Annotated in this window: 17 protein-coding genes and 1 tRNA gene; 2 read left to right on the top strand and 16 right to left on the bottom strand. The window is 67.7% G+C overall.

The window, feature by feature from the left end; all coding sequences use genetic code 11:
- Window positions 1–45 precede the first annotated feature (45 nt).
- The gene (locus E3T40_RS15780; RefSeq protein WP_134544742.1) at window positions 46–1,005 is read right to left on the bottom strand and encodes a hypothetical protein; all 960 of its coding nucleotides are present in this window, start codon (window positions 1,003–1,005) and stop codon (window positions 46–48) included.
- A 225-nt stretch (window positions 1,006–1,230) separates the two neighbouring features.
- Between E3T40_RS15780 and E3T40_RS15775 the strand changes: the two genes are divergently transcribed.
- The gene (locus tag E3T40_RS15775; RefSeq protein WP_104195394.1) at window positions 1,231–1,599 is read left to right on the top strand and encodes a hypothetical protein; all 369 of its coding nucleotides are present in this window, start codon (window positions 1,231–1,233) and stop codon (window positions 1,597–1,599) included.
- Between the two features lie 97 nt (window positions 1,600–1,696).
- Here E3T40_RS15775 and E3T40_RS15770 read toward each other — a convergent pair whose 3' ends face one another.
- The 3 genes from E3T40_RS15770 to E3T40_RS15760 all read right to left on the bottom strand — a co-directional run bounded on the left by E3T40_RS15770 (window position 1,697) and on the right by E3T40_RS15760 (window position 4,233).
- Window positions 1,697–2,674, bottom strand: a complete 978-nt coding sequence (locus E3T40_RS15770; RefSeq protein WP_104170817.1) for a ribose-phosphate diphosphokinase — start codon at window positions 2,672–2,674, stop codon at window positions 1,697–1,699.
- Window positions 2,675–4,099, bottom strand: coding sequence for a bifunctional UDP-N-acetylglucosamine diphosphorylase/glucosamine-1-phosphate N-acetyltransferase GlmU (gene glmU, locus E3T40_RS15765; protein ID WP_134544740.1), 1,425 nt, complete (start codon window positions 4,097–4,099; stop codon window positions 2,675–2,677).
- A gap of 62 nt (window positions 4,100–4,161) precedes the next feature.
- A tRNA-Gln gene (locus tag E3T40_RS15760) sits at window positions 4,162–4,233 on the bottom strand.
- Window positions 4,234–4,356: 123 nt separating this feature from the next.
- Between E3T40_RS15760 and E3T40_RS15755 the strand changes: the two genes are divergently transcribed.
- Complete coding sequence (locus E3T40_RS15755; protein WP_104100822.1) at window positions 4,357–4,848, top strand: MarR family winged helix-turn-helix transcriptional regulator; 492 nt, start codon at window positions 4,357–4,359, stop codon at window positions 4,846–4,848.
- Window position 4,849: 1 nt separating this feature from the next.
- Here the strand turns inward: E3T40_RS15755 and E3T40_RS15750 are convergent, their stop codons facing one another.
- The 12 genes from E3T40_RS15750 to E3T40_RS15695 all read right to left on the bottom strand — a co-directional run bounded on the left by E3T40_RS15750 (window position 4,850) and on the right by E3T40_RS15695 (window position 19,624).
- Window positions 4,850–6,370 carry a CYTH and CHAD domain-containing protein gene (locus E3T40_RS15750; protein WP_134544737.1) on the bottom strand — a complete coding sequence of 507 codons (1,521 nt, stop codon included), beginning with the start codon at window positions 6,368–6,370 and terminating at the stop codon, window positions 4,850–4,852.
- Between the two features lie 87 nt (window positions 6,371–6,457).
- Window positions 6,458–7,231 (bottom strand): phosphate ABC transporter ATP-binding protein, encoded by a 774-nt coding sequence (locus E3T40_RS15745; RefSeq protein ID WP_198412015.1) that lies wholly within the window; start codon window positions 7,229–7,231, stop codon window positions 6,458–6,460.
- A 224-nt stretch (window positions 7,232–7,455) separates the two neighbouring features.
- On the bottom strand, window positions 7,456–8,334 hold the full coding sequence (locus E3T40_RS15740) for a sortase (protein WP_134544734.1): 879 nt from the start codon (window positions 8,332–8,334) through the stop codon (window positions 7,456–7,458).
- A gap of 50 nt (window positions 8,335–8,384) precedes the next feature.
- Window positions 8,385–9,014: a hypothetical protein gene (locus tag E3T40_RS15735; RefSeq protein ID WP_134544731.1), complete on the bottom strand. Its 630-nt coding sequence runs from the start codon at window positions 9,012–9,014 to the stop codon at window positions 8,385–8,387.
- Between the two features lie 174 nt (window positions 9,015–9,188).
- The gene (locus tag E3T40_RS15730; RefSeq protein ID WP_134544728.1) at window positions 9,189–10,061 is read right to left on the bottom strand and encodes an LPXTG cell wall anchor domain-containing protein; all 873 of its coding nucleotides are present in this window, start codon (window positions 10,059–10,061) and stop codon (window positions 9,189–9,191) included.
- A 29-nt stretch (window positions 10,062–10,090) separates the two neighbouring features.
- On the bottom strand, window positions 10,091–11,182 hold the full coding sequence (locus E3T40_RS15725) for a hypothetical protein (RefSeq protein ID WP_134544725.1): 1,092 nt from the start codon (window positions 11,180–11,182) through the stop codon (window positions 10,091–10,093).
- 110 nt (window positions 11,183–11,292) lie between these two features.
- Window positions 11,293–13,953, bottom strand: coding sequence for a hypothetical protein (locus E3T40_RS15720; protein ID WP_104169396.1), 2,661 nt, complete (start codon window positions 13,951–13,953; stop codon window positions 11,293–11,295).
- A complete protein-coding gene (pstS, locus tag E3T40_RS15715; protein ID WP_166786667.1) occupies window positions 13,950–15,629 on the bottom strand; it encodes a phosphate ABC transporter substrate-binding protein PstS in 1,680 nt (559 codons plus the stop codon). Before pstS ends, E3T40_RS15720 begins: the two co-directional genes overlap by 4 nt.
- On the bottom strand, window positions 15,626–16,927 hold the full coding sequence (gene pstA, locus E3T40_RS15710) for a phosphate ABC transporter permease PstA (RefSeq protein WP_104169395.1): 1,302 nt from the start codon (window positions 16,925–16,927) through the stop codon (window positions 15,626–15,628). The genes pstS and pstA overlap by 4 nt, the downstream gene beginning before the upstream one ends.
- Window positions 16,927–17,967: a phosphate ABC transporter permease subunit PstC gene (pstC, locus tag E3T40_RS15705; protein WP_104169394.1), complete on the bottom strand. Its 1,041-nt coding sequence runs from the start codon at window positions 17,965–17,967 to the stop codon at window positions 16,927–16,929. Before pstC ends, pstA begins: the two co-directional genes overlap by 1 nt.
- A 302-nt stretch (window positions 17,968–18,269) precedes the next feature.
- On the bottom strand, window positions 18,270–19,082 hold the full coding sequence (locus tag E3T40_RS15700) for a lytic transglycosylase domain-containing protein (RefSeq protein ID WP_233199120.1): 813 nt from the start codon (window positions 19,080–19,082) through the stop codon (window positions 18,270–18,272).
- Between the two features lie 2 nt (window positions 19,083–19,084).
- Window positions 19,085–19,624, bottom strand: coding sequence for a hypothetical protein (locus E3T40_RS15695; protein ID WP_134544722.1), 540 nt, complete (start codon window positions 19,622–19,624; stop codon window positions 19,085–19,087).
- Window positions 19,625–19,680 lie beyond the last annotated feature (56 nt).

Raw genomic sequence — 19,680 nt, 5'->3', positions numbered from 1 at the left:
GCAACAGTTTTATGCGCTGGCAACACCTGTGTGTCAGCCGGCAGATTATCGGAGGACCGGGAGCCCTGCGGTTGTGAGGATGCGCAAGAGCGACCCGCGCTGGCGCACATCGGAGGGACCCCAGCGGGCCATGCGATTGCCCTCCGAGCGGAGGTCATCCTCGCGCACCTTCTCCCGGGTGACCGCGTCCCCGGGCGTGAGTCCCCGGAGATACTCCGCCTTCAGGTATTTGCCCTGCCCGTCGAACTCCCCGATCAGACGATAGGCCGGCCACTCGAAGTCGGTGAAGTAGAAGCCGCCGCGAGGGTTGCGATGGCACGTCTGCAGCAGGGGATCGGGGAAGCCCAGCTCGAAGATCGCCACGCGACTGAGCGATTCACCCGGGTTGTCCGCATTGGGCCGTCCGAAGCGGATGGCCCGTTCCGCCTTCACCCACCCCCGGGGCGACACCGACTCCTGGAGTTTCTCGCGCAGCACCTCGTCCGTCAGGAAGACCTCCGGGGATGCACTTCGCTGATTGAGGGCATGATCGATCGCGACGACGGCTGTGGCGAAACTCCTGGTGCGCGCCAGGTCGAGCAGGGTGCGCGCGGGACTGGTCACGAGCATCCCGTCGATGTCGACGATGTCACCGTCGGGAACGTCGATGCGGTGGACCGTCACGCCATTCTTGCTCCGCGCCCGGGACTGCGGAGGTGCGAGCACGTGCACCGTGCTCGGCCAGGCCTCGGCCAGGGGAATCCCCCACACGGCCGCCGCCGATTGATGGCTGATCAGAGGGTCGCGCGTTCGCGTGGCGACGACCGCGCGGATCTCGGCGAGGTGCCTCTGTCGCGGTGGGAGCGGCCCCCAGTGTTCCGTCGTGGTGAAGACACCGCGGCGTAGCCGTAGCGCACTCCTCCCGAACTGCGCCTCGCGCCGAAACTGCCGGTCGCCTGACTCCGTGGCGGCGGCCCCGCCCGAGAGGTACAGCCCGGTGTGCTCGTCGATTCGCGCGTCAGCCATCTGCCGAGGTTCGCGGTGTGAAGCGGGTACGGTGCCGCTCCCCCCGTGTTCCGTGGGGCCCGCGCGGCCCGGGGAGCCTGGGGAGGGGTGGCCGCGTCGCTCCCGGCGGAACAAACGTTGCCGCAGCGGACGACTGTTGCCCGCACACCGGCAACAGTCGTCCGCTGGGGCAACAGTTGGGGAGGTTCAGCACGAAGCAGCCTTGTTTGCGATACTGGGAGCCTGATGACGAGCGACGACCACCCCGAACTCTCCGGTTACGAGCCGCTGGATGCCGGCCGGCCCCTGCGCAGTCCGCGCACCCTCCTGATCATGCGCATCGTCGTCGTGCTCGGGCTCGTGGCGCTGATCGTGCCCGGCATCCTGACGAGCGTGCAGGTGGCGACGACCACGGCCGCCAATGCGTGCAGCGTGGCCACGGCTCGGTACTATCCGGGCGCCGTCGACTTCGACGCCCGCTTCGAGCTGAACGGTCCGGGCGGCTTCGGCTGGCAGTGCTACGCGATCGATCTGAACGAGCGCGAGACGTATGTCGTGCCGCTCGGCATCATTCCCTCGGCGCCCCGGGCGCCCAGCACCGAGATGCCGGTGTAGACCCGGTCCCGATCAGGACTGAGCCCCGACAGGCTGATGGCCGGTCACCGACATCCGTCGACGACCGGCCGGGGTTCGCTGTGCGAAGGGCCCGCGGCTATGCGGCGCCGTCGAACATCGAGGTGACGGAACCCTCGTCGAAGACCTCGTGGATGGCCCGCGCCAGAAGCGGCGCGATCGGCAGTACGGTGAGTGTGGGGAAGCGCTTCTCCTCGGGGATCGGCAGGGTGTCGGTGACGACGACCTCGGAGATCGCGGGATTCTGCAGCAGCTCCAGCGCCGGGTGGCTGAACACGGCGTGGGTGGCGGCGACGACGACGCCGATCGCGCCGGCGGCGCGCAGGGCCTCGGCGGCGAGAACGATTGTGCGGCCGGTGTCGATCATGTCGTCGACGATCAGGCAGACGCGACCCTCGACCTGGCCGACGATCTCGTGCACGGAGACCCGGTTGGAGACCTTCGGGTCGCGACGCTTATGGATGATGGCCAGCGGGGCGCCGAGCTTGTCGCTCCAGATGTCGGCGACGCGCACGCGGCCCATGTCGGGCGAGACGACCGTCAGGGTGGCCGGGTCGAGCTTCTCCTTGAAGTGCTCGAGCAGCACGGGCATGGCGAAGAGGTGGTCGACGGGGCCGTCGAAGAAGCCCTGGATCTGGGCGGCGTGCAGGTCGACGGCCATGATCCGGTCGGCTCCGGCGACCTTGAACAGGTCGGCGATCAGCCGGGCCGAGATCGGCTCGCGGCCGCGGCCCTTCTTGTCCTGGCGGGCGTAAGGGTAGAACGGCGCCACGACCGTGATGCGCTTTGCGGAGGCCCGCTTGAGCGCGTCGACCATGATCAGCTGTTCCATCAGCCACTCGTTGATCGGGTCGGTGTGCGACTGGATCACGAAGGTGTCCGAGCCGCGCACGCTCTCATCGAATCGCGCGTAGATCTCGCCGTTCGCGAAGGTGCGTGCGTCGGTGTGAACGAGTTCGGTACCAAGTTCCGTGGCGATGTCCAGTGCCAGTTGCGGGTGTGCTCGCCCCGAAACCAATACAAGTCGCTTTTCGCCGCTGGTCTTGATTCCAGACACCTAGTCTCCACTCTTTGCCGCAGCCGCCGCCGCGTCGGTTCCTGGGCGGTTGGTCTGTACCCAGCCGTCCATATTGCGTTGTGGGGCCACGGTGAGGCCCAAGGCCCCGGCCGGCACGTCCTTACGGACGATTGTTCCGGCACCCGTGTACGCCCCGTCCCCAATCCTAATCGGCGCGACGAACACGTTGTGCGACCCGGTGCGCACGTGGGACCCGATCTCACTGTGGTTCTTGGTCACACCGTCGTAGTTAGCGAAGATCGTGCCGGCCCCGATGTTCGATCCCACTCCCACGGTCGCGTCGCCGACGTAGCTGAGGTGCGGCACTTTGCTACCCACGCCGATGGTCGCGTTCTTGGTCTCGACAAAGGTACCGATCTTGCCGTCAGCGCCGAGATTCGTGCCCGGGCGCAGATAGGCGAACGGACCGACGGATGCGCCGGCGCCGATGACCGCGAGCGTCGCATCCGTGCGCTTCACCACCGCGTTCTCGCCGATTTCACAATCGAGAAGGGTGGTGTCCGGGCCGACCACGGCACCGGTCTCGATCACGGTCGAACCGAGGATCTGCGTGCCCGGCCGGATGATGACATCCGGAGCCAGCTTCGCCTTGAGGTCGATCCAGGTGGTGGCAGGATCCTGCACGGTCACGCCGGCCAGCTGCCAGCCGTAGACGATGAGGCCGTTCAGCTGGCGCGCGGTCTCGCTGAGCTGGGACCGGTCGTTGATGCCGGCCACCAGCCAGGCGTCGGCGACCGGCACGGCCCGCACTTCGGCCCCGGCCTGTCGCAGTAGCCCGACCACGTCGGTGAGGTACTTCTCTCCCTGCACGTTCTCGGTGGTGACGTTGGCCAGCTGCTCGCGCAACTCGGCTACGCGGAAGACGTAGACCCCGGCGTTCGTCTCGGAGATGGCACGTTCCTCGGCCGTCGCATCCTTCTGCTCGACAATGCGGTCGAAGGCGCCCTCTTCGGAGCGCACGATGCGGCCATAGCCGGTGGCGTCTTCCGGAAAGGAGGAGAGCACGGTGGCCGAGACGTCCCGGTCGCGGTGCGCAGCGACGAAACTGGCCAGCGTGGCCGCGTTGAGCAGCGGCACGTCGCCGCTGACCACGAGCACGTCGCCCTCGAAGTCATCGGGGAGAGCGGTGATGGCCTGCTCCACGGCCCGTCCGGTGCCGGGCAGCTCGTCCTGGTCGACGATCAGGCTCTCGGGCAGGTCCTTGCCGACGAGGGCGGCCAGCTGGTCGCGCTCGTGGCGCACCACGGTGACGACGTGTGCCGCTTCGAGGGCGCGGGATGTCGCCAGCACATGGCTGAGAATGGGCAGACCGGCCAGCTCGTGCAGCAGTTTCGGAGTGCTTGATTTCATGCGGGTGCCCTGGCCGGCGGCCAGCACGACGATTGCGAGTCGGGAATCAGTCACGGGGTTTCCTCTAGCTTCGGTGGAGCCGCCCGGGGAAGACCGGATGGTGACGCCATGCAGTGCTCCGCCGCCAGGACTCGAACCTAGACCTAACAGCTCCAAAGGCTGTCGTGCTGCCATTACACCACGGCGGAATTCGTCGACCGAGGGCCGACCAACGGTGACAAGTCTGCCAGATATCGCGCCGATAGCGCGCCCCGGCGCTCCTGGGACGCGCTCCTGCGCCGGTTGGCGTGCCCGAGCGGGATAATAGACGGATGCCCGCACATGACGAAGTCGACCGGATCGTTGACGCCTGGCTGCGCGAACGGCCCGACCTCGACTTCGCACCGCTTCAGGTGCTGTCGCGCGTGGCCCGTCTGTCCAAGCACCTGGACCGCGCCCGCCGCACCGCGTTCTCCCGCTCAGAGTTGGACTCCTGGGAGTTCGACGTGCTCTCGGCGCTGCGCCGCGCGGGGGCACCCTACGAGCTGAGCCCGAAGGCCCTGCTGCAGCAGACGCTGGTCTCCAGCGGCACGATGACCAACCGGATCGACCGGCTCGTCGAGCGCGGGCTGGTCACCCGGCGCACGGACCCCAATGACGGACGCGGCATTTTCGTGGGGATGAACCCGGCCGGGCTCACCCGGGTGGATGCCGCCATCACCCGGCTGGTCGACGCCGAGGCCGAATTGCTCGCCATGCTGTCGCCGAGCGAGCAGGCCGGTCTCGCGACCCTGCTGCGCAAGCTCAGCCTCGGCTTCGACTGAGTTATTTCGCGATCGAGGCCTTGGGAAAGTCCCGCCAGGTGCGGAAGAAACGCGCCTCCACGGCGGCGGCCCCGTTCTGTTCCACGGCGTGCAGCCGACCGTAGCTGAAGGCGTTCTCACCCTGCAGGTACGCGGCCATGCCGAGCCGGAGCAGCTCCTCCCGGGCGACGACGCTGTCCTGATGGTCGCCGAGGGTGTCCTGCACCTGCCGGGCCGCGGCCACGAGCCGCACCGCTCGGCTGCGCCGCAGCGGCGTGGCCGTCTCGGCCGCGTAGCGCAGCTGCTTGGCCCGTTTGCGCGCCTCGTGCAGCGCCTCGTCGCGCACAGCGCCCGACGGGGTGCCTTGCGCCAGGAAAACGGATGCGCGCAGCCGCTTCCAGTCCGCGCGGATCAGTTCGGGGATGACGATGCTCGCGGGCTTGTCCGCCGGAGGGAGCAGCGGCGGGGTGGCCAGCACGGCGTCGAGTGTGTCGAGCAGCCGGAAGTACCGCTCGGAGTCGAGGGCGGCGAGGGTCTGGCTGCAGGCGCCCCGGATGACCGCGGCGAAGTGTTCGTCGATGCGCTCCGTCAGCGGACCCACGACGAGTCCGGCCGGTCCCTGCCCGAGCCGGTGGGCGAGGCGCTGCCGGATCACCTCCGCGTCCCGGGGGGCGCCGAGCGAGGCGGCCAGCCAGCGCAGCTCGTTGCGGAGGGGCCCGGTGACCGCGGTGTCCAGACAGTCCCGGTAAGTGGACAGGGCCGAGCGCAGGCGGCGGGTGGCCACGCGCATCCGGTGCACGCCGTCCGCGTCGTTCTCTCGGACCCGGGCATCCTGGGTGCCGATCGCCCGCACCTGTTCGTGCACGTACTTCAGCAGCACGGTGCCGGCGGAGCTCTTGCGGGTCGGCCGAGGTACTAGGACCGTGACGAAGGGCGGCAGAGCGTCGCCGAGGGCGCGGGCAAGTTTGGACGGGGTCCCGGATGGCTCCACGCCGACCGACGCGAGCCGCGCCTGGGCGGCGTCGAGCAGGTCGCGGGAGCCGTGCACGAGCTCGACCTCCCATTCCCGCCAGGTCTGGCTGAGCGGCTCCGGCGCGAGCCGGTCGGCCTGCACCTCGTCGTCGCACACCTCGGCGAGCACCTGGTCGTCCTCGCCGACGAGTTCGTGCACCGTGCGTCGGGTGCGCAGCCGCACCACGGGCACCAGTGTGCGGCCGCGGAGCACCGCGCGCACGAGGTTGAGGATGGCCTCCGGGATGTGCTCCGGGTGCTCGCCCAGCGGCTCCCGAATCTCGCGACGCTCGTCAACGGCGACCGGGAGCTTGAGGTGCCAGCCGGCGTCGTCTCCCCCGGTGCGGCGGCGCAGGGTCAGCCGCCGGCTGGCGAGGACCATGTCGATGCTGTCGTAGTAGAGGGCATCGAGGTGGTGCTCGACGGGCGGCTCCACGTGGGTGACGCCCGGCAGGTCGTGCAGGGGCGGCAGCGTCGTCGCCGGGTTGACGTCGAAAGTGCGTTCGATCTCGGCATAGCCAGCGGAAGTCATGCTTCAGTGTAATTCGGCCAGGCGGCCCGGAGGGGAAAAGCGGACCCCCAATTTCCGGCCGGTTCTCAGATCCCAGGCCGCCGATCGTTACCCGAACCGGCCGTTGACGTAGTCCGCGGTGCGCGGGTCGATCGGGTTGCCGAACATGGCGTCGGTGGGTCCGTGTTCCACGATCCCGCCGGGCGTGCCCTGAGCGGCGAGGAAGAAGGCGCAGTTCTGCGAGACGCGCTGCGCCTGCTGCATGTTGTGGGTCACGATCACGATGGTCACCTCCCGGGCGAGTTCGAGCATGGTCTCCTCGATCACCCGCGTCGACGTGGGGTCGAGGGCCGAGCACGGTTCGTCCATGAGCAGGATGCGCGGAGTCACCGCCAGGGATCGGGCGATACACAGGCGTTGCTGCTGGCCGCCGGACAGCCCGCCGCCCGGCGCCCGAAGACGGTCCCGCACTTCCTTCCACAGGCCGGCCTTGGTCAGGCAGCTCTCCACGAGGTAGTCCTTCTCGTCGTTCGAGGCACGCTGGCCGGTGAGGGTGAGGCCTGCGATGACGTTGTCGTAGATCGACATCGCCGGGAAGGGGTTGGGCTTCTGGAAGACCATCCCGATGTGTTTGCGGGCGTCGACGAGCTTGCGTTCCGGGTCATAGATGTCTACGCCGTCGAGGAGCACCTCTCCGGCCAGGCTCGCGGAGGGAACGAGCTCGTGCATCCGGTTCAGGATGCGCAGGAACGTCGACTTGCCGCAGCCCGACGGCCCGATCAGCGAGGTGATGACGCCCGCGGGCATCACGAGGTTGACCCGGTCGAGAACCTGACGCTCGCCGAACCAGGCGGAAACGTTGCGGCCTTCGAGGGTGGCCAGTGGGGCAAGGTCCCCCACAGCCGCGTGGCCCGGGGCTTCCGGGGACAGGTCCTGGCCGGCCGGGCGTTTGCGCCACGGCACGGACAGGCGACTCGTCAGGGTCGGCGCGGCGGATCGAGCCGGCGGGCGCAGCCTGCTGTCTCGCTGCCGTGGCGCCTTCGGTAGCGGCAGCACCTGCGTCGCGTCAGCGTTGATCATTTCGTCGTTCATGGACTCCATCGTTTCTACAGAAGGTTCGGAAGCAGGCGCACCACCTGGTCGGCCACGAACAGGCCGCCCACGGTGACGACGGGGAGGAAAACCGTCCAGGTTTTGCGGAGGCCGACGCGTCGATAGGCCCATACGGCGGCAACTTCGACCAGCAGCAGGAACTGCAAGGCGAACACAAGCGCCCACACCGTTCTGGTGTCAGTGGCGAGCTCCCGGTCGACGGCAGGCAGGGTCACGAATGTGGTCGCTCGGACGCCCGCCGGTTTCGTTTCCGAAACGAGCTCAGCATCCACCCGGGCGATCCCGCTCGGCACAAACGCGGGGCCGCGAGCCGTCTCGAGGACGAGGCGGCTCTTCCCCGCGCCGAGGGGAGCGGGCATGGGGTCGCCCGCGTACCGCACACCGAGAACGGAGAATTCCTGACGGCCCTGCCCGGTGATGACGGTGAACTGCTGCCCCGGTCGTAACTCCTGCAGTCGGGCGAAAGGGCCGCCGTAGGCAGCGGCGCGGCCCATGATGACGCTGTAGCCGGCCTGGCCCGGCAACACGGTATCGCGGCGGTGGCCCGGTCCGGCACGCAGGGTACCGGAGTCGGTTCCTTCGACGACCACCTCGTGCACCCCGATCGAGGGAATGTCGATCAGCGCCACTGGGGCTCCGGCCTCGAGCAGAACCTGGTCCACGGTGCCCTCGCTGACCGGGGCCGTGCCCTGAGCGAGCTCTGCTCGCAGCGAGTTCGTCAGCTGCTGCTGCGAAACGAAGTGCTGCACTTGGCCGAAAATCGTGAGGTTGGCGAGAAAGCCGAAGATGAGCACGGCAACGATCGTGAGCGTGGTGCGGATGGCCTGATCGCGCGCGCTCAGCACCGCGGGTGCGCGCGGGGGCACGGGCATGCGCCGCGGCGCCGTTGGCAGCTTCGGTCGCCGGAGCGTTGTGGCGATCGTCACGATGTGACCGGCCCGTAGCCGGGTGCGAGGTCGGGCAGTGGGCGTTGTAACCGGCGGAGCCGAAGCAACTGGCGCACCGCCAGGACGAGCGCTGCCAGGAGCACGAACATCGCCGTGAGGAACCACGGCAGGATGAGCGTGAACGAGTCGCGGGTCAGCGACCAGAGGGCCGTGCCGGCGATGTCCACGGGCGGAGTCATCGTCACGTGGCCTCGGAAGAAGGTCCACTGGCCGACATCTTCGAAGGTTGCCCTCAAGGTGCGTGTCTCCCCCGGTGCGAGGTTGGCAACCTCGACCGTGTCGAGCGTCTGGACGGGCAGGTTGATCGCATTGTCGAGCCAGAACCGAAGGCTCGAGGTGATCGGGGCGGTGCTGACGTTCTTCATCGTGAACTCCAGGGTCAGGTCCCCACCCTCCGGCCCGATCTGCGGAGCGGGTAGCACGGTGAGCCCGCTGACATAGAAGAAATCGTGGATGTTCGTCGGGTCCCCGCTCATACCGCTGGGCCCATTCGTGGCAGCCTCGGCGCTCGCGGGAGTCGCGGTGAGCCCGGCAAGCCCGCAAATCAAGGACATTGCGATGAGGGTCACGGCCGTCAGGCGGGGCGCGGCAGTGGTTGTGAGCACGATTAAGTTAGTCCATTCGAGGTTTCGGCATGCTGGACACACAGCAAACGACGGGGAAACGCGATCTCGCGCGCGAGCGCCAATGCATCGACTCAACAGACGCATAGACGCCGACGAACGCCCGAAGGCCACGGGACAACTTGTCCCGTGGCCTTCGGACGTACGGTGTGCTGTCTACTTGTCAGCGCGGCGGAAGCGACGCGCGATAATCACGCCGGCCCCGGCCGCGAGGGCGAGCATGCCCGAAGCCAGCAGCGGAAGGGTGTTGGCTGTTCCGGTCGACGCGAGCTCCTTGTCGGCTTTCGTCGCTACGGCAACGCGCTCTGACGAGCCAGACGCCGGGTTGCCCGACGAGCCGGAGTTGAGGCCCGGCGTCACAGCAGGAACCGGAGTCGGCGTCGCGGTCGGCGTCGGCGTCACAGTCGGCGTCGGCGTCACAGTCGGCGTCGGCGTCACAGTCGGCGTCGGCGTCGGCGTCGGAGTCGGCGTCGGCGTCACCGGCACATCGGCCTGCGGCAGGAACGTGAAGGCGCCGGTGACCGGAACGACGCTGATCGTACGGTAGAAGGCGGCGGTCACTGTGACGCCAGAGTTCATCGTGCACGCGAGGCCCAGGCTGTAGTTGCCGCCGGCGTTCCTGGCCGCAGTCTGGGAGTTATTGATGAGCGAGATCGGCGCGAGGGTCGGGTTGAGCACGTTGCGTGTCGCTCCGTTGAACGCGAGGGGCGCGTACGCCTTCCAGGTGAGGACGGTGTTTTCGGTTCCGGGGGTGGCCAGGAAGGCGAAGATATTCGTTGAGTTCGCCGGGCAGGTGAACTCGCCGTTGATGTCGCCCTGAGTGGAGGAGCCGAAGAGGTCCTCCTTCCAGCCCCAGACGCGGCCGTCCGACACCTGGACGGCATCCGTGTCGTACATGTAGACGGGAGCGGCAGAACCATTCGTCTGCGTCGCGGCTGTCGCGGCAGTCGCCGCGGCCGTGGCTCCGGCGACCAGAGCGAGCGAAACGACGCCGGCGGCGACGAGACGCGACTTCTTGTTGATCTTCATTTATTTACAGTCCTGTTCTTGGGCGGAGGTCACTTGGAGATTCGAACGGCGGTGGTGGTCGAGGGTGCGAGAATGCCGAATTTTTTCTTCAACGAACCGGCTTTGGCGGCAAAAGTCGTCTGCGAGTTCGTCAGGCTGGCGCTCTTTGTCGGATCGAGCAGGTCGGCCAGAGTCGAGTCATACGCGGCATTCGTCGGGTCAACTCGTGCGTACTGCACAACGAGGTACGTGTCGCGTCCCCAACGAGAGTCGGCGTAGTAGGCGGCCACCGGGGCCATCGAGGTGCCGGTGCCTGTCACGGGGGTGGTGCCTGCGACCAGGGAACCCAGGACCGTGGTGTCCTTCTTCTTGGGGAAGCTCGCACCGGTGTTCATGGCGACCCAGCGGGACACCGACATAGGCGCGACAGTGTTGATGCCCAGGTCAGAGGCGTCGTGCTCCTGACCCACGGTGACGCAGGAGCCCAGGGTCGAATCCGTGACGCCGATCTTGGACATGAAGTCCTTGCGCGTTCCGGAACCGGCCTGCGGGATGACCGGTGTGACCTTCACTCCGCCGAGGGTGGTGACGCTGCAGGTGTAAAGACTCGTCATGGTCGCGGTGTCGATGGTACCGATGCCGGCTGCCGTCGAAGCGCTGTCATACGCGTAGGCGATCGCATCGCGACCGAAAGGCACCTGAATCAGGCTACCTGCCGGGTCGACCGTGCCTGATCCGGACGAACGGGCGATGTCGATCTGCCCCGTGATGACGACGCCCGCGGGCGCGCCGACGGTTCCGGAGGTGTACGGGGCGCCGTCAATGGAACGGAAAAGGGCCGTGCGCCCGTCGCTTGAGCCATTCGGGCGACCGAAACGCACACCGGAGGACTTCGTCGTGATGAACGGGGTGCCGGTCGCGTCGAACGAGCCGATGCTGTTTCCGTTGGCTGTCGAACGAACCGACGCTCCCGAAAGGCCCGAACCGTTGGCCAGGGCGCTGACGACGTCCTCGAGGGTGTCGGAGCCGACGATGGAGTAGCTGTTCGAGACGGGCTCGGCGTTAGCCGGGCTGACGATGACAAGGCCGGAGATGGCCACGCCGACAGTTGCGCAGAGTGCAAGAGCCTTCTTGGTGTTCACTGGGGTGCCTTTCGAGAGTGATGCAGGAGACGGACCCGGATGGGTCCCTCTTGTCTCAGCGCTACGGTCCGAAGCGGGGAACCCGCGCGAAGCGTCACGTTGGGCGCGCATCAGGATCGTCTCCGAACGCGCGAAATCAAGGGGACGCCGCAAGCGGCGACCAGGCCGGAGAGCAGCCCGGCCGGCACCGCCGCGCGTACCGGTCCCATGACCGGGTCCGCGGGCGTCGGTCTCGCCACCAGGGGGTCGACGACGGTGCCCGTCGCGGCCGGGTCGACCGCGGCGTCGGCCACCACCGGCGCGGCCTGAGCCTGGAACTCTGCCGGACCGTACGTCGACGGGGTCGGCACATAGGCCGGCCTGTCGACCGCAGGGGCAGTCTCGGGCACGGCCGTTGTGGCGACCGGGCTGCCGCCCTGTTCGATTGCGGTCGCGGCGGCGAGCGCCTGGTCCACCCAGCTCTTCGGGAGCGGGGTGTAGCCGCGCGGCAGCTGCCCGATCTCCGTCCCGGGTACCTGGCCTGCCACCACCGCGTACCGGATCAGGTTGGCGTAGATGGCCCGCTGGGCGGCATCCGTTTGCAGCGGATTCAACGCAGCATAGACCGGCATCGTCATTGGGTACGCTGTGGCGGCAGCCTTGGCGCTTGGGTTCGCCGGGTCGTATTCGAGCACCTCGGGGTTGGCGCTGGTCGGCACCATGGCGGCGGAGGCCGCGAGCATGGACTCCGTCGACGGCGCCACGAACGCGCCCGCGGAGTTCTGCAACGACGCCGTCACCGTTTGGTAGCGAGCGGCCGCGGCCGCGGTGGTGACGCCAAGCACGCGCTGGTTGCCCACCAGGCTTCGCACGCTCTTACCGAACTTCGGCGGGACGCTGGTGGGGTTCCAGTCGCCGAGCTCCTGCCCGTCGCCGCGCAGGGTGAGATACGCGCCGCTCTCGAAGTCGCTGGTGTAGGGGCGCCAGGTGACCAGGTTCACCGCCGTTGTTCCGGTGCCGGCAGCGGGCCGCTCCAGTGGATCAGCCTTCGGAAAATTCGTGCGGGGAAGCGTCATGGCCGTCCCCGACGGGTTGACAGCGGCATTGGTGGACGACCACGGGTTGACTTTCATGCCCCACGTGTCGGGCGTTCCGTTCAGGAATTCGACGGCGGCTGGGTCGGAGAGGACGTAACGCCACAGTTGCTGGGCCTCGTCGGATCTCCCCGCGGGGAGGAGCATGTCTCCCAGGGACGGCCCGGTCAGGTCCTGGTACTTCCACTCATCGTCGTTGACCGCCAGGAAATCGGGGTCGACCGTGAGGTTGCGCGCGTTCGCGCCAGGGTTCGCGGAGTCGGTGTAGCCGAAAAACTTGAGGGAGTCCGACGTGGCCGGCGCCCCGGAAGGCAGTGAGTCGAGATACGAATTAGTGAGGAGTTTGGCGACCAGGCGCGGGGTGAGGTTCAGTGACGTGAACGCCTCGGTATTCCTGGCTTTGTATTCCTGGGGAACTGCGCCAACCGGTTTCACCCGACGGTCGATGGAGAACGAAACCGCGACGCCGCTGAGGGCGATCGGTGCGTACGCGACGGGATCGGCTCCGTCGGTTTGCAGGGGGCGCGAGGTGAGAGCCAGCGGGCTGGGTGTCGTGAGGCTCGCCGCGGCAAGCGCGTCCTCCTCGTTGCCGATGCTGAGCGCGAACGAGGAACCCGTCGCACCGGTGCACAGTTTGGGTTGCCATGACCCGATCGCCGCGGCGACGAGTTCGCTTCCGGAGAGCTGCTTCTCGGCCGAGCCGATGGCGCAGCGCTGGCCGATGGGCTTGAAGTCCAGCTTGACGGCCACGCTGTGCTTCCAGGAGTCCCACAGCAGGCCGGACTTGGTGATGTAGGACTCCCCCGCGTCGCTTTTTCCGCGCGGGATGACCACGAGCCAGCAGGATTTTCCGGAGACAGTGCCGTCCGCGGCGGTCACGGGCGTGCCACAGCCCAGACCCGGGGACTGCATCGCGGTCTGCACCTCGAATTTGACGGAGCCGTCGCCACTGTCGCTCGACCCGGCCCAGGGCACCTCATTCGTCGTGTACTGGGTGTAAAACTCGTTGGTGGCCAGGTCAACGCCGGAGATGCCGTCGGGCAATGTGACCCCTGTTTCGGACGGCGGCCCGGTGGCCTTCTGCACGAGGCCCGTCAAGGGATCCATGACATGGTGCGTGAGCACGTTGGCCGAGTCGGCGAACACCGAAGAGATCGAACCCCCCGTGGATGCGCGGTAGGGAATCGCGGTGAATGCCGGAATTGTGAACCCGTTGGCCGGCGATGTGTACTGCGAGTCCTGCGGTGCCACCTGGTCCTGGCTGACCGCGGTGTCGCGCGTGGACGCGGCCTTGCCGGGGAAGCCGCCGTACTGGCAGGTCGTGCGATCCGGGCGGCTGGAATTCGCCGGGTCGTCTCCCCAGCACTGCGCGATCTGGAGGAAGTCCTGGCCTCCCGAGCTGCCATCGGGCCGCTCGGACTTCGTGCCTCCGCTCCAGTTGACGACGATGCCCTGGGAAACGAGGTCCTCGGTCTGGGACACGGTGACCTTGAGATCGGGGAAGGGGGCGGTGGCGACGTCCGGGTCGTAGCCCCTCGATGCGACCGTGACCGCGGTCGACGTGTCAGCGGATGCCGCAGAGGGGGCCAGGGAGCCGAGCGCGGCAACACCCACGCCGACCAGCAGACCGACGACGACTCCGCTGGCGCCGGCGCGGGCCCAGAGTGCGTTCTTTGGGGCGAACGTGAGGCGCTTCACTTGGTTCCTGCCTTAGCGACACGCGGTTTGAACCGACCGGCGAGCACCGGCGGCAGCACGGCGGCGGCCAGCAGGAGAAGGCCGGCGACGAGCATGATCGATTGCTGGGCGCCCCACCCGCTCTTCGCCAACGTGAACGGTGCGGCGATGGCCGTGCCGACCACGCCGGTTGCCGTGGCGCCGACCGTGGACACGAGGGCGCCGTTCTCGTCGTACACGGGCGCGGCCACCGGGCCTGATGCCGCCTCCTTTCCGCCGGGCGCTGCCGCCCCTGTTCCCCCGGGCCCTGCTGACGAAGCCGTTTCCCCGGCAGTTGTCGCGGCGGCTGAGCCGGCCGCGCCACCACCCGATCCGCTACCGGACACTGCGGTGTCGGCCAGCGCCCCGGCCGTGCCGGTGGTGCACTGGTTGGCCCCTATCTTGTCGCAGGCGGCCGGCTGGAGAGCCGTGGTGGCCAGCAGGTTGTTTGACGGGGAGTCACCTGGTTTGAATGTCGGGTTGTTGCATTTGTTGATGTCGACGCCGCTGACATCGGCGCCTGGCACTCGCTTGATCTGGTCGAAGCCAGCCAGCACGAGGTTCATCGGCAGAGGCGAGTAGCCCAGGGCTTCGGCCTGCTGCTGCCCCTCGCAGAGCATGTAATGAGCGAAGGTACCGAGGGTCAGGCCCTTCTTGGCGGTGAAGACGCCGCCGACTTCGGTCGGCACGATCATGTAGGAGTAGCTCGCGAGTGGGTAGGTGCGGGGGTCCGCGTTGTTGTACACGCCGTCCAGGATCTGGGTGAGGTAGGTAGGCCCGGGTGTGGTGTTGATGGATGCCTTCAGCAGTGCGACGGCCACGGAATTGGCCGTGGGTTCCGTGTAGTAACCCGCTGCGTTGAGCACCTTGGCGACGGGGAAACCGGAGTTCTTGGCGTAGGAGTACTCCACGTAGGTGATCGCACCCTCGCCGTAGTCCTGGCTCACGTAGCCGGCGACGCCTGAGGATCCGCTTTGCGCCTTGGCGTTGCCGTAGGTGGGGAACTGCGAGGTGAGGCCGCAGGGGGCAGACCGGCCGACCTTCGTGCAGAAGGAATTCCAGAGGGCCGGGTGCTGCTTGGACATCCAGAGTGTGAATTGCGCCGTGGAGCCGGAGCCGTCCGAGCGAACGACGGGCACGATGCCCTTGTCGGGCATGGCCAGCCCGGGGTTGTCGGTCGCGATGGCAGGGTCGTTCCACTTCGTGATGGCGCCGGTGAAGATCTTGGTGATGACCTCTCCGCTGAGCCGAAGGTTTGTGACTCGCTTGCCGCCGATTTTCAGGTTGTACATGAAGGAAGTGCCACCAGCCACGATGGGCATGTATGCGTAACCGCGGGCAGGCACCTCGGGTGCCGAACCGTCCTCCGGGGCGGTCTGGAACGGGATCTCGCTGACGGCGAAGTCCACGTTGCCCGCGACGAAGTCACGGCGCCCGGCCGACGAGCCGACTCCGGAGTAGTTCACCGTCATCGCGTAGTTATTGGCAACATTCTTGCGCCACTGGTCCAGGGCGTTCTGCGACCAGGTCGAGCCGGTGCCGGTGATTTGGTCGTAACTCGCTGCCTGGGCAGCTGGCGCCGTGGAGACGCTCAGCAGCACAACGACGAGCGCGAATAAGGCTCGGACTGTGCGAATCTGTCGGGTTTGCGGCGTCACGAGGACGTCTCCTTCGTGGTGAGGTCGGTAGGTGAACTCGTCGGCCGGAGCATTGAATTGGTTCCGGTGATCCCCGGACCGAGGTCACCCCGTACGCTCATCCGTTGCAGGTCTCGCTCCGATGCGGCGTCGACGCGCAGTTGCCGCCGACGGGACAACTGGCCGGGACCGGTACCGCCGATGAGTCGAGCAATGGCGAAGAGGGTGAGCACCAGGAGGATCAGGACGGCGGCCGTGCCGAAACCTCGGGCGATCATGGTGGGCTCAGGAGACTTGACGAAGTCGAAGACCTGCAGCGGGAGGGAGATCATCGGGCCGGCGAAGGGGTTCAGGTTGGTCACCGCGGTGACACCCGAGGTGAGCAACACAGGGCTGGTCTCGCCGATGCCGCGGGCTGTGCCCAGGATCACGGCCGTTGCCAGTCCGGGCCGGGCGGTCGGCAACACGACATACCAGATGGTGGCCCAGCGGGTGGAACCGAGGGCATAGGCGGCCTCTCGCAGGTTGCCGGCGACCAGGCGAAGCACGATATCCGAGGCCCGAATGACGATCGGGAGCATCATGACGGTGATCGCCATGGCCGCGGCGAAGCCTGACCGCTGGTGCGTGATCAGCACGATGATCGCCGAGTAGACGAACAGGCCGGCCACGATGGACGGCAGCGCGGTCATCGCATCCGAAATGGTGCGCACGAACCTCGCGAATCGGCCACCGACCTCGTTCAGGAACAGGGCGGTCGTGATGCCGAGCGGAATCGTGATCGCCAGCGCCATCGAAATCTGCATGAGCGTGCCCAGGATCGCGTGCACGATACCGCCCATGTCGAGGCCGTCGAGGGGTCCGGCCAATTCCATGCTCTGGGTGAAGAAGTTCAGATGAGGCAGGGCTTCCTGCCCGCGTATCAGAGTGAACGCCACGACGAAGACCAGGGCGCCGAAGAGCACCACACCGGCGCTTGATAGCAGCACCGCCATCACGCGGTCCTTGACCTCCTGCGCGTCGCTCGTGAAGCTTACGAGCAGGGCGTAGAAGCCAAGGAACGCCAGATACGCCACGAGCGCCCAGCCCACGCCGCCGGAAAGCGGAGTGATCCAGCCGAAGAGGAGCACCGCGACGGCGATTCCGGCTGCGGCGGCACCGAGAACGTTGAACCGGTCGTCGAGCCGGGCGCCGCGCACCCGGCGTCGCGGTCCGATCGGGGTGCCGTCGTAGGCCGGGATCGTCGTGGTGTGGGTGTCGTTCGTCGTGAGGGTGCTGGTCGCGGCGTGCGTGATGTTGGGTGCGTGCGTGATCGTCATCAGTCGCTCTCCGCCCCGGATCGAGACCGTGCCACGATCGACGAGGCCGTGAAGTTGATCACGAGGGTGATCAGGAACAGTACGAGTCCGGCTGCCATCAGCGCGGAGAGGCCGAATGAGCTGGATTCGCCGTAGCGGAGGGCGATGAGCGCGGAGACGGAGTTGGTGCCGGTCTTCAGCACCTCCCAGTTGATCGTGAAGATCGGCGAAATGATCATGTAGACGGCGATGGTCTCACCGAGAGCGCGGCCGAGGCCGAGCATGGTGCCGCCGATGATGCCGCCACGACCGAAGGGCAGCACGACCGCACGGATCATGCCCCAGCGCGTCGACCCGAGCGCGAAGGCGGCCTCGCGCTCGCCGATCGGCGCCTGGGAGAAGGCCTCGCGCATGACCGACGTCTGGGTCGGGACCACCATGAGGCCGACGACAATGCCGGCGATGAACGCCGAGGAGGTGAACGCGCTGGCCTCGGTGAGCGCTTGCCCACTGGCGTCCGCCACCCGGAACAGCGGGATCCAGCCGAAGTAGGTGGAGATCCAGGTGGCGACCGGGATCACGTTGGCCTGCAGGAAGAAGACGCCCCAGAGGCCGAAGACCACGCTCGGCACGGCGGCCATCAGGTCGACGAGCGTGACGAGCGTGGAGCGCATCCGGCCCTGGGCGACCTCGGAGATGAGTAGGGCCGTGCCGAGGGCGAGCGGCACGGCGACGCACATCGCGATCACCGCGATCGTGATGGTGCCGAACAAGACGGATGCGATGCCGAATTTCTGCGACTCCGGCGACCAGTCCTGCTCGACCAGAAAGCTGAACCCGGCGACGCCGAGGGCCTCCGAGGCACGCAACGAAAGGAACACGCCCACGGCGAGCATGATCGCCACGGTGATGCAGCCGGCGAAGAAGGCCACCGAACGGAACACCGAGTCCGAGACCGAGGGACGTGCTGTCAGTAAGCGGCGCGGGGACGAGTCCGGGTTCGCCGGGTCGACCGTTGGCGGCTCGATCGCAGGCGCGTCGAAGAGGGTCGAAAACGACATGGGTGTCCTTGCACATTCGGGTGTGGGGAGCGGAACGAACGTGGCGGTAGCACGTCCGAGACACATGTTTGGGGCGCTTGGTTAACACTGAGCGTCGATTTGTCCAGCTAGAGGTGGACGCGTAGTGGAGAGTTGAGCGCGCGGGATTGCACCCGGTGCAGGACCGGGGGCCCCGCAGAGGGCGCCCGCACGTGGGCGCGCATCACGGCGGCAGCCGAGTCACGGGAGAACGGCGGCCGCGCGGTGAGCGCGAAGTGGCGTGCGCCACCGAGCGGTACAGCTCGCTACGTTTATATACGGCGTCACCGCGCGCCCGCCAGCGCGGCGTAGGTATTCGCGGTCGCGGCAACGGTGTTCACATAGGAATCGACGTGGTTGTACGCGAACACGGCGGCGCGCCAGCGATCGGGCCGGGACAGCTCGCCGTAGTGGCAGAGGTAGCGGCCGGCGGCGAGGGCGGCATCGTCGATTTGTTGCGGGTCGTCGACGCCGTCCCCGTTGCCGTCGGCGCCCCATCGCTGCCAGGTCGCCGGAATGAATTGCAGGGGCCCGACCGCGCGGTCCCATTCGGTGCTGCCGTCCCAGACTCCGCGATCGGTGTCGCTCATCGCGGCGAAAGCGCTGCCATCGAGTGCGGGGCCGAAGATGCCCGGGCGGGCGGCGCCATCCGCGCCGAGTGCCGAACCGTCGTGGCTGCCGTGACCGGATTCGACGTTGCCGAGGGCGGCCAGGGTACTCCAACCGAGGTGGCAGCCCGGTTGTTCGGCCGCCAGGGCCAGGGACGCCCCTGCATAGCCGAGCAGGGCGCGCACTGGGATGCCAGCCGCTTGGGCGACGCGGACGGCCCAGGCAGGGTCGGCGAGCGCCGCATTGCCATCAATCGGAGGCGTAACCGTCGGCAGGGCAAGCGTGGCGGGCGCTGGTTCGGCCGCGGGCAGCGATCGGGCAACCTCTGGCGGCACGGTGGTGATGACCGCCGACGCGGCCGGTGCGAGACTCGCCCGCACGCCCTCGGGTGCCTGGAAACCGGGTACCAGCCAGCCGAAGACCAGCCAGCCGAGCACGGAGAGGCCGGCGACCGTGGCGATCATGGGGGTTCCGCGGTGCTTGCGCACGGTCACCAGGACAGGGCCCGTTCCTCGTCGGAGAGTACCCGGTTGCCGCGCTGCCCGGCCTCCGTGGCATGACGGGCGTCCGCACCGACGAGCGCGCTGTGGAAAGCCTCAATGGTTCCAGCCGAGGCCTCGCGGCTGGTCGACGCCGCGCCATACCAGCGCCCTGCAGTCATCACGACTACATCACCGACGCTGATCACCCACCCGTGTGTGCCGGCCTTGGGACCCGTGACAACCGTGGCGACCATCGAATCGCACTGGCCCTTGAGTTCGAGGACGTGGGCTCGCGCGCTGGAGAACGTTGCGTAGACGGAGGAGCTACGGCCGAGCTCGCGCCGGTTCGAGGCGAGCAGTCGCCAGATACCGGAGTGCCGCGGCGCTCCCGTGAGCAAGGGACCGGCGCGGTGCCCGTCACGCACGGCGACCGCCCTAACGGGAGTGCCGACATTCTGCACGCTCTCACGGAAAGCCACCCATCCGTGCAATCGGGGGTCGGCGGCGGATTCAAACGCCGAGAAGACGATGCTCGGGCTCGGCGACAAGATGACTCCCTGGGCAAGGATGATGCAGCGAAGGGGCCACTGTGACGTGTGAGCGG

The sequence above is a fragment of the Cryobacterium sp. TMT1-19 genome (assembly GCF_004403055.1).
Classification (GTDB): domain Bacteria; phylum Actinomycetota; class Actinomycetes; order Actinomycetales; family Microbacteriaceae; genus Cryobacterium; species Cryobacterium sandaracinum.
Note: the sequence above shows the minus strand (reverse complement) of the source record. Positions and strands in the feature narration are given on the sequence as shown.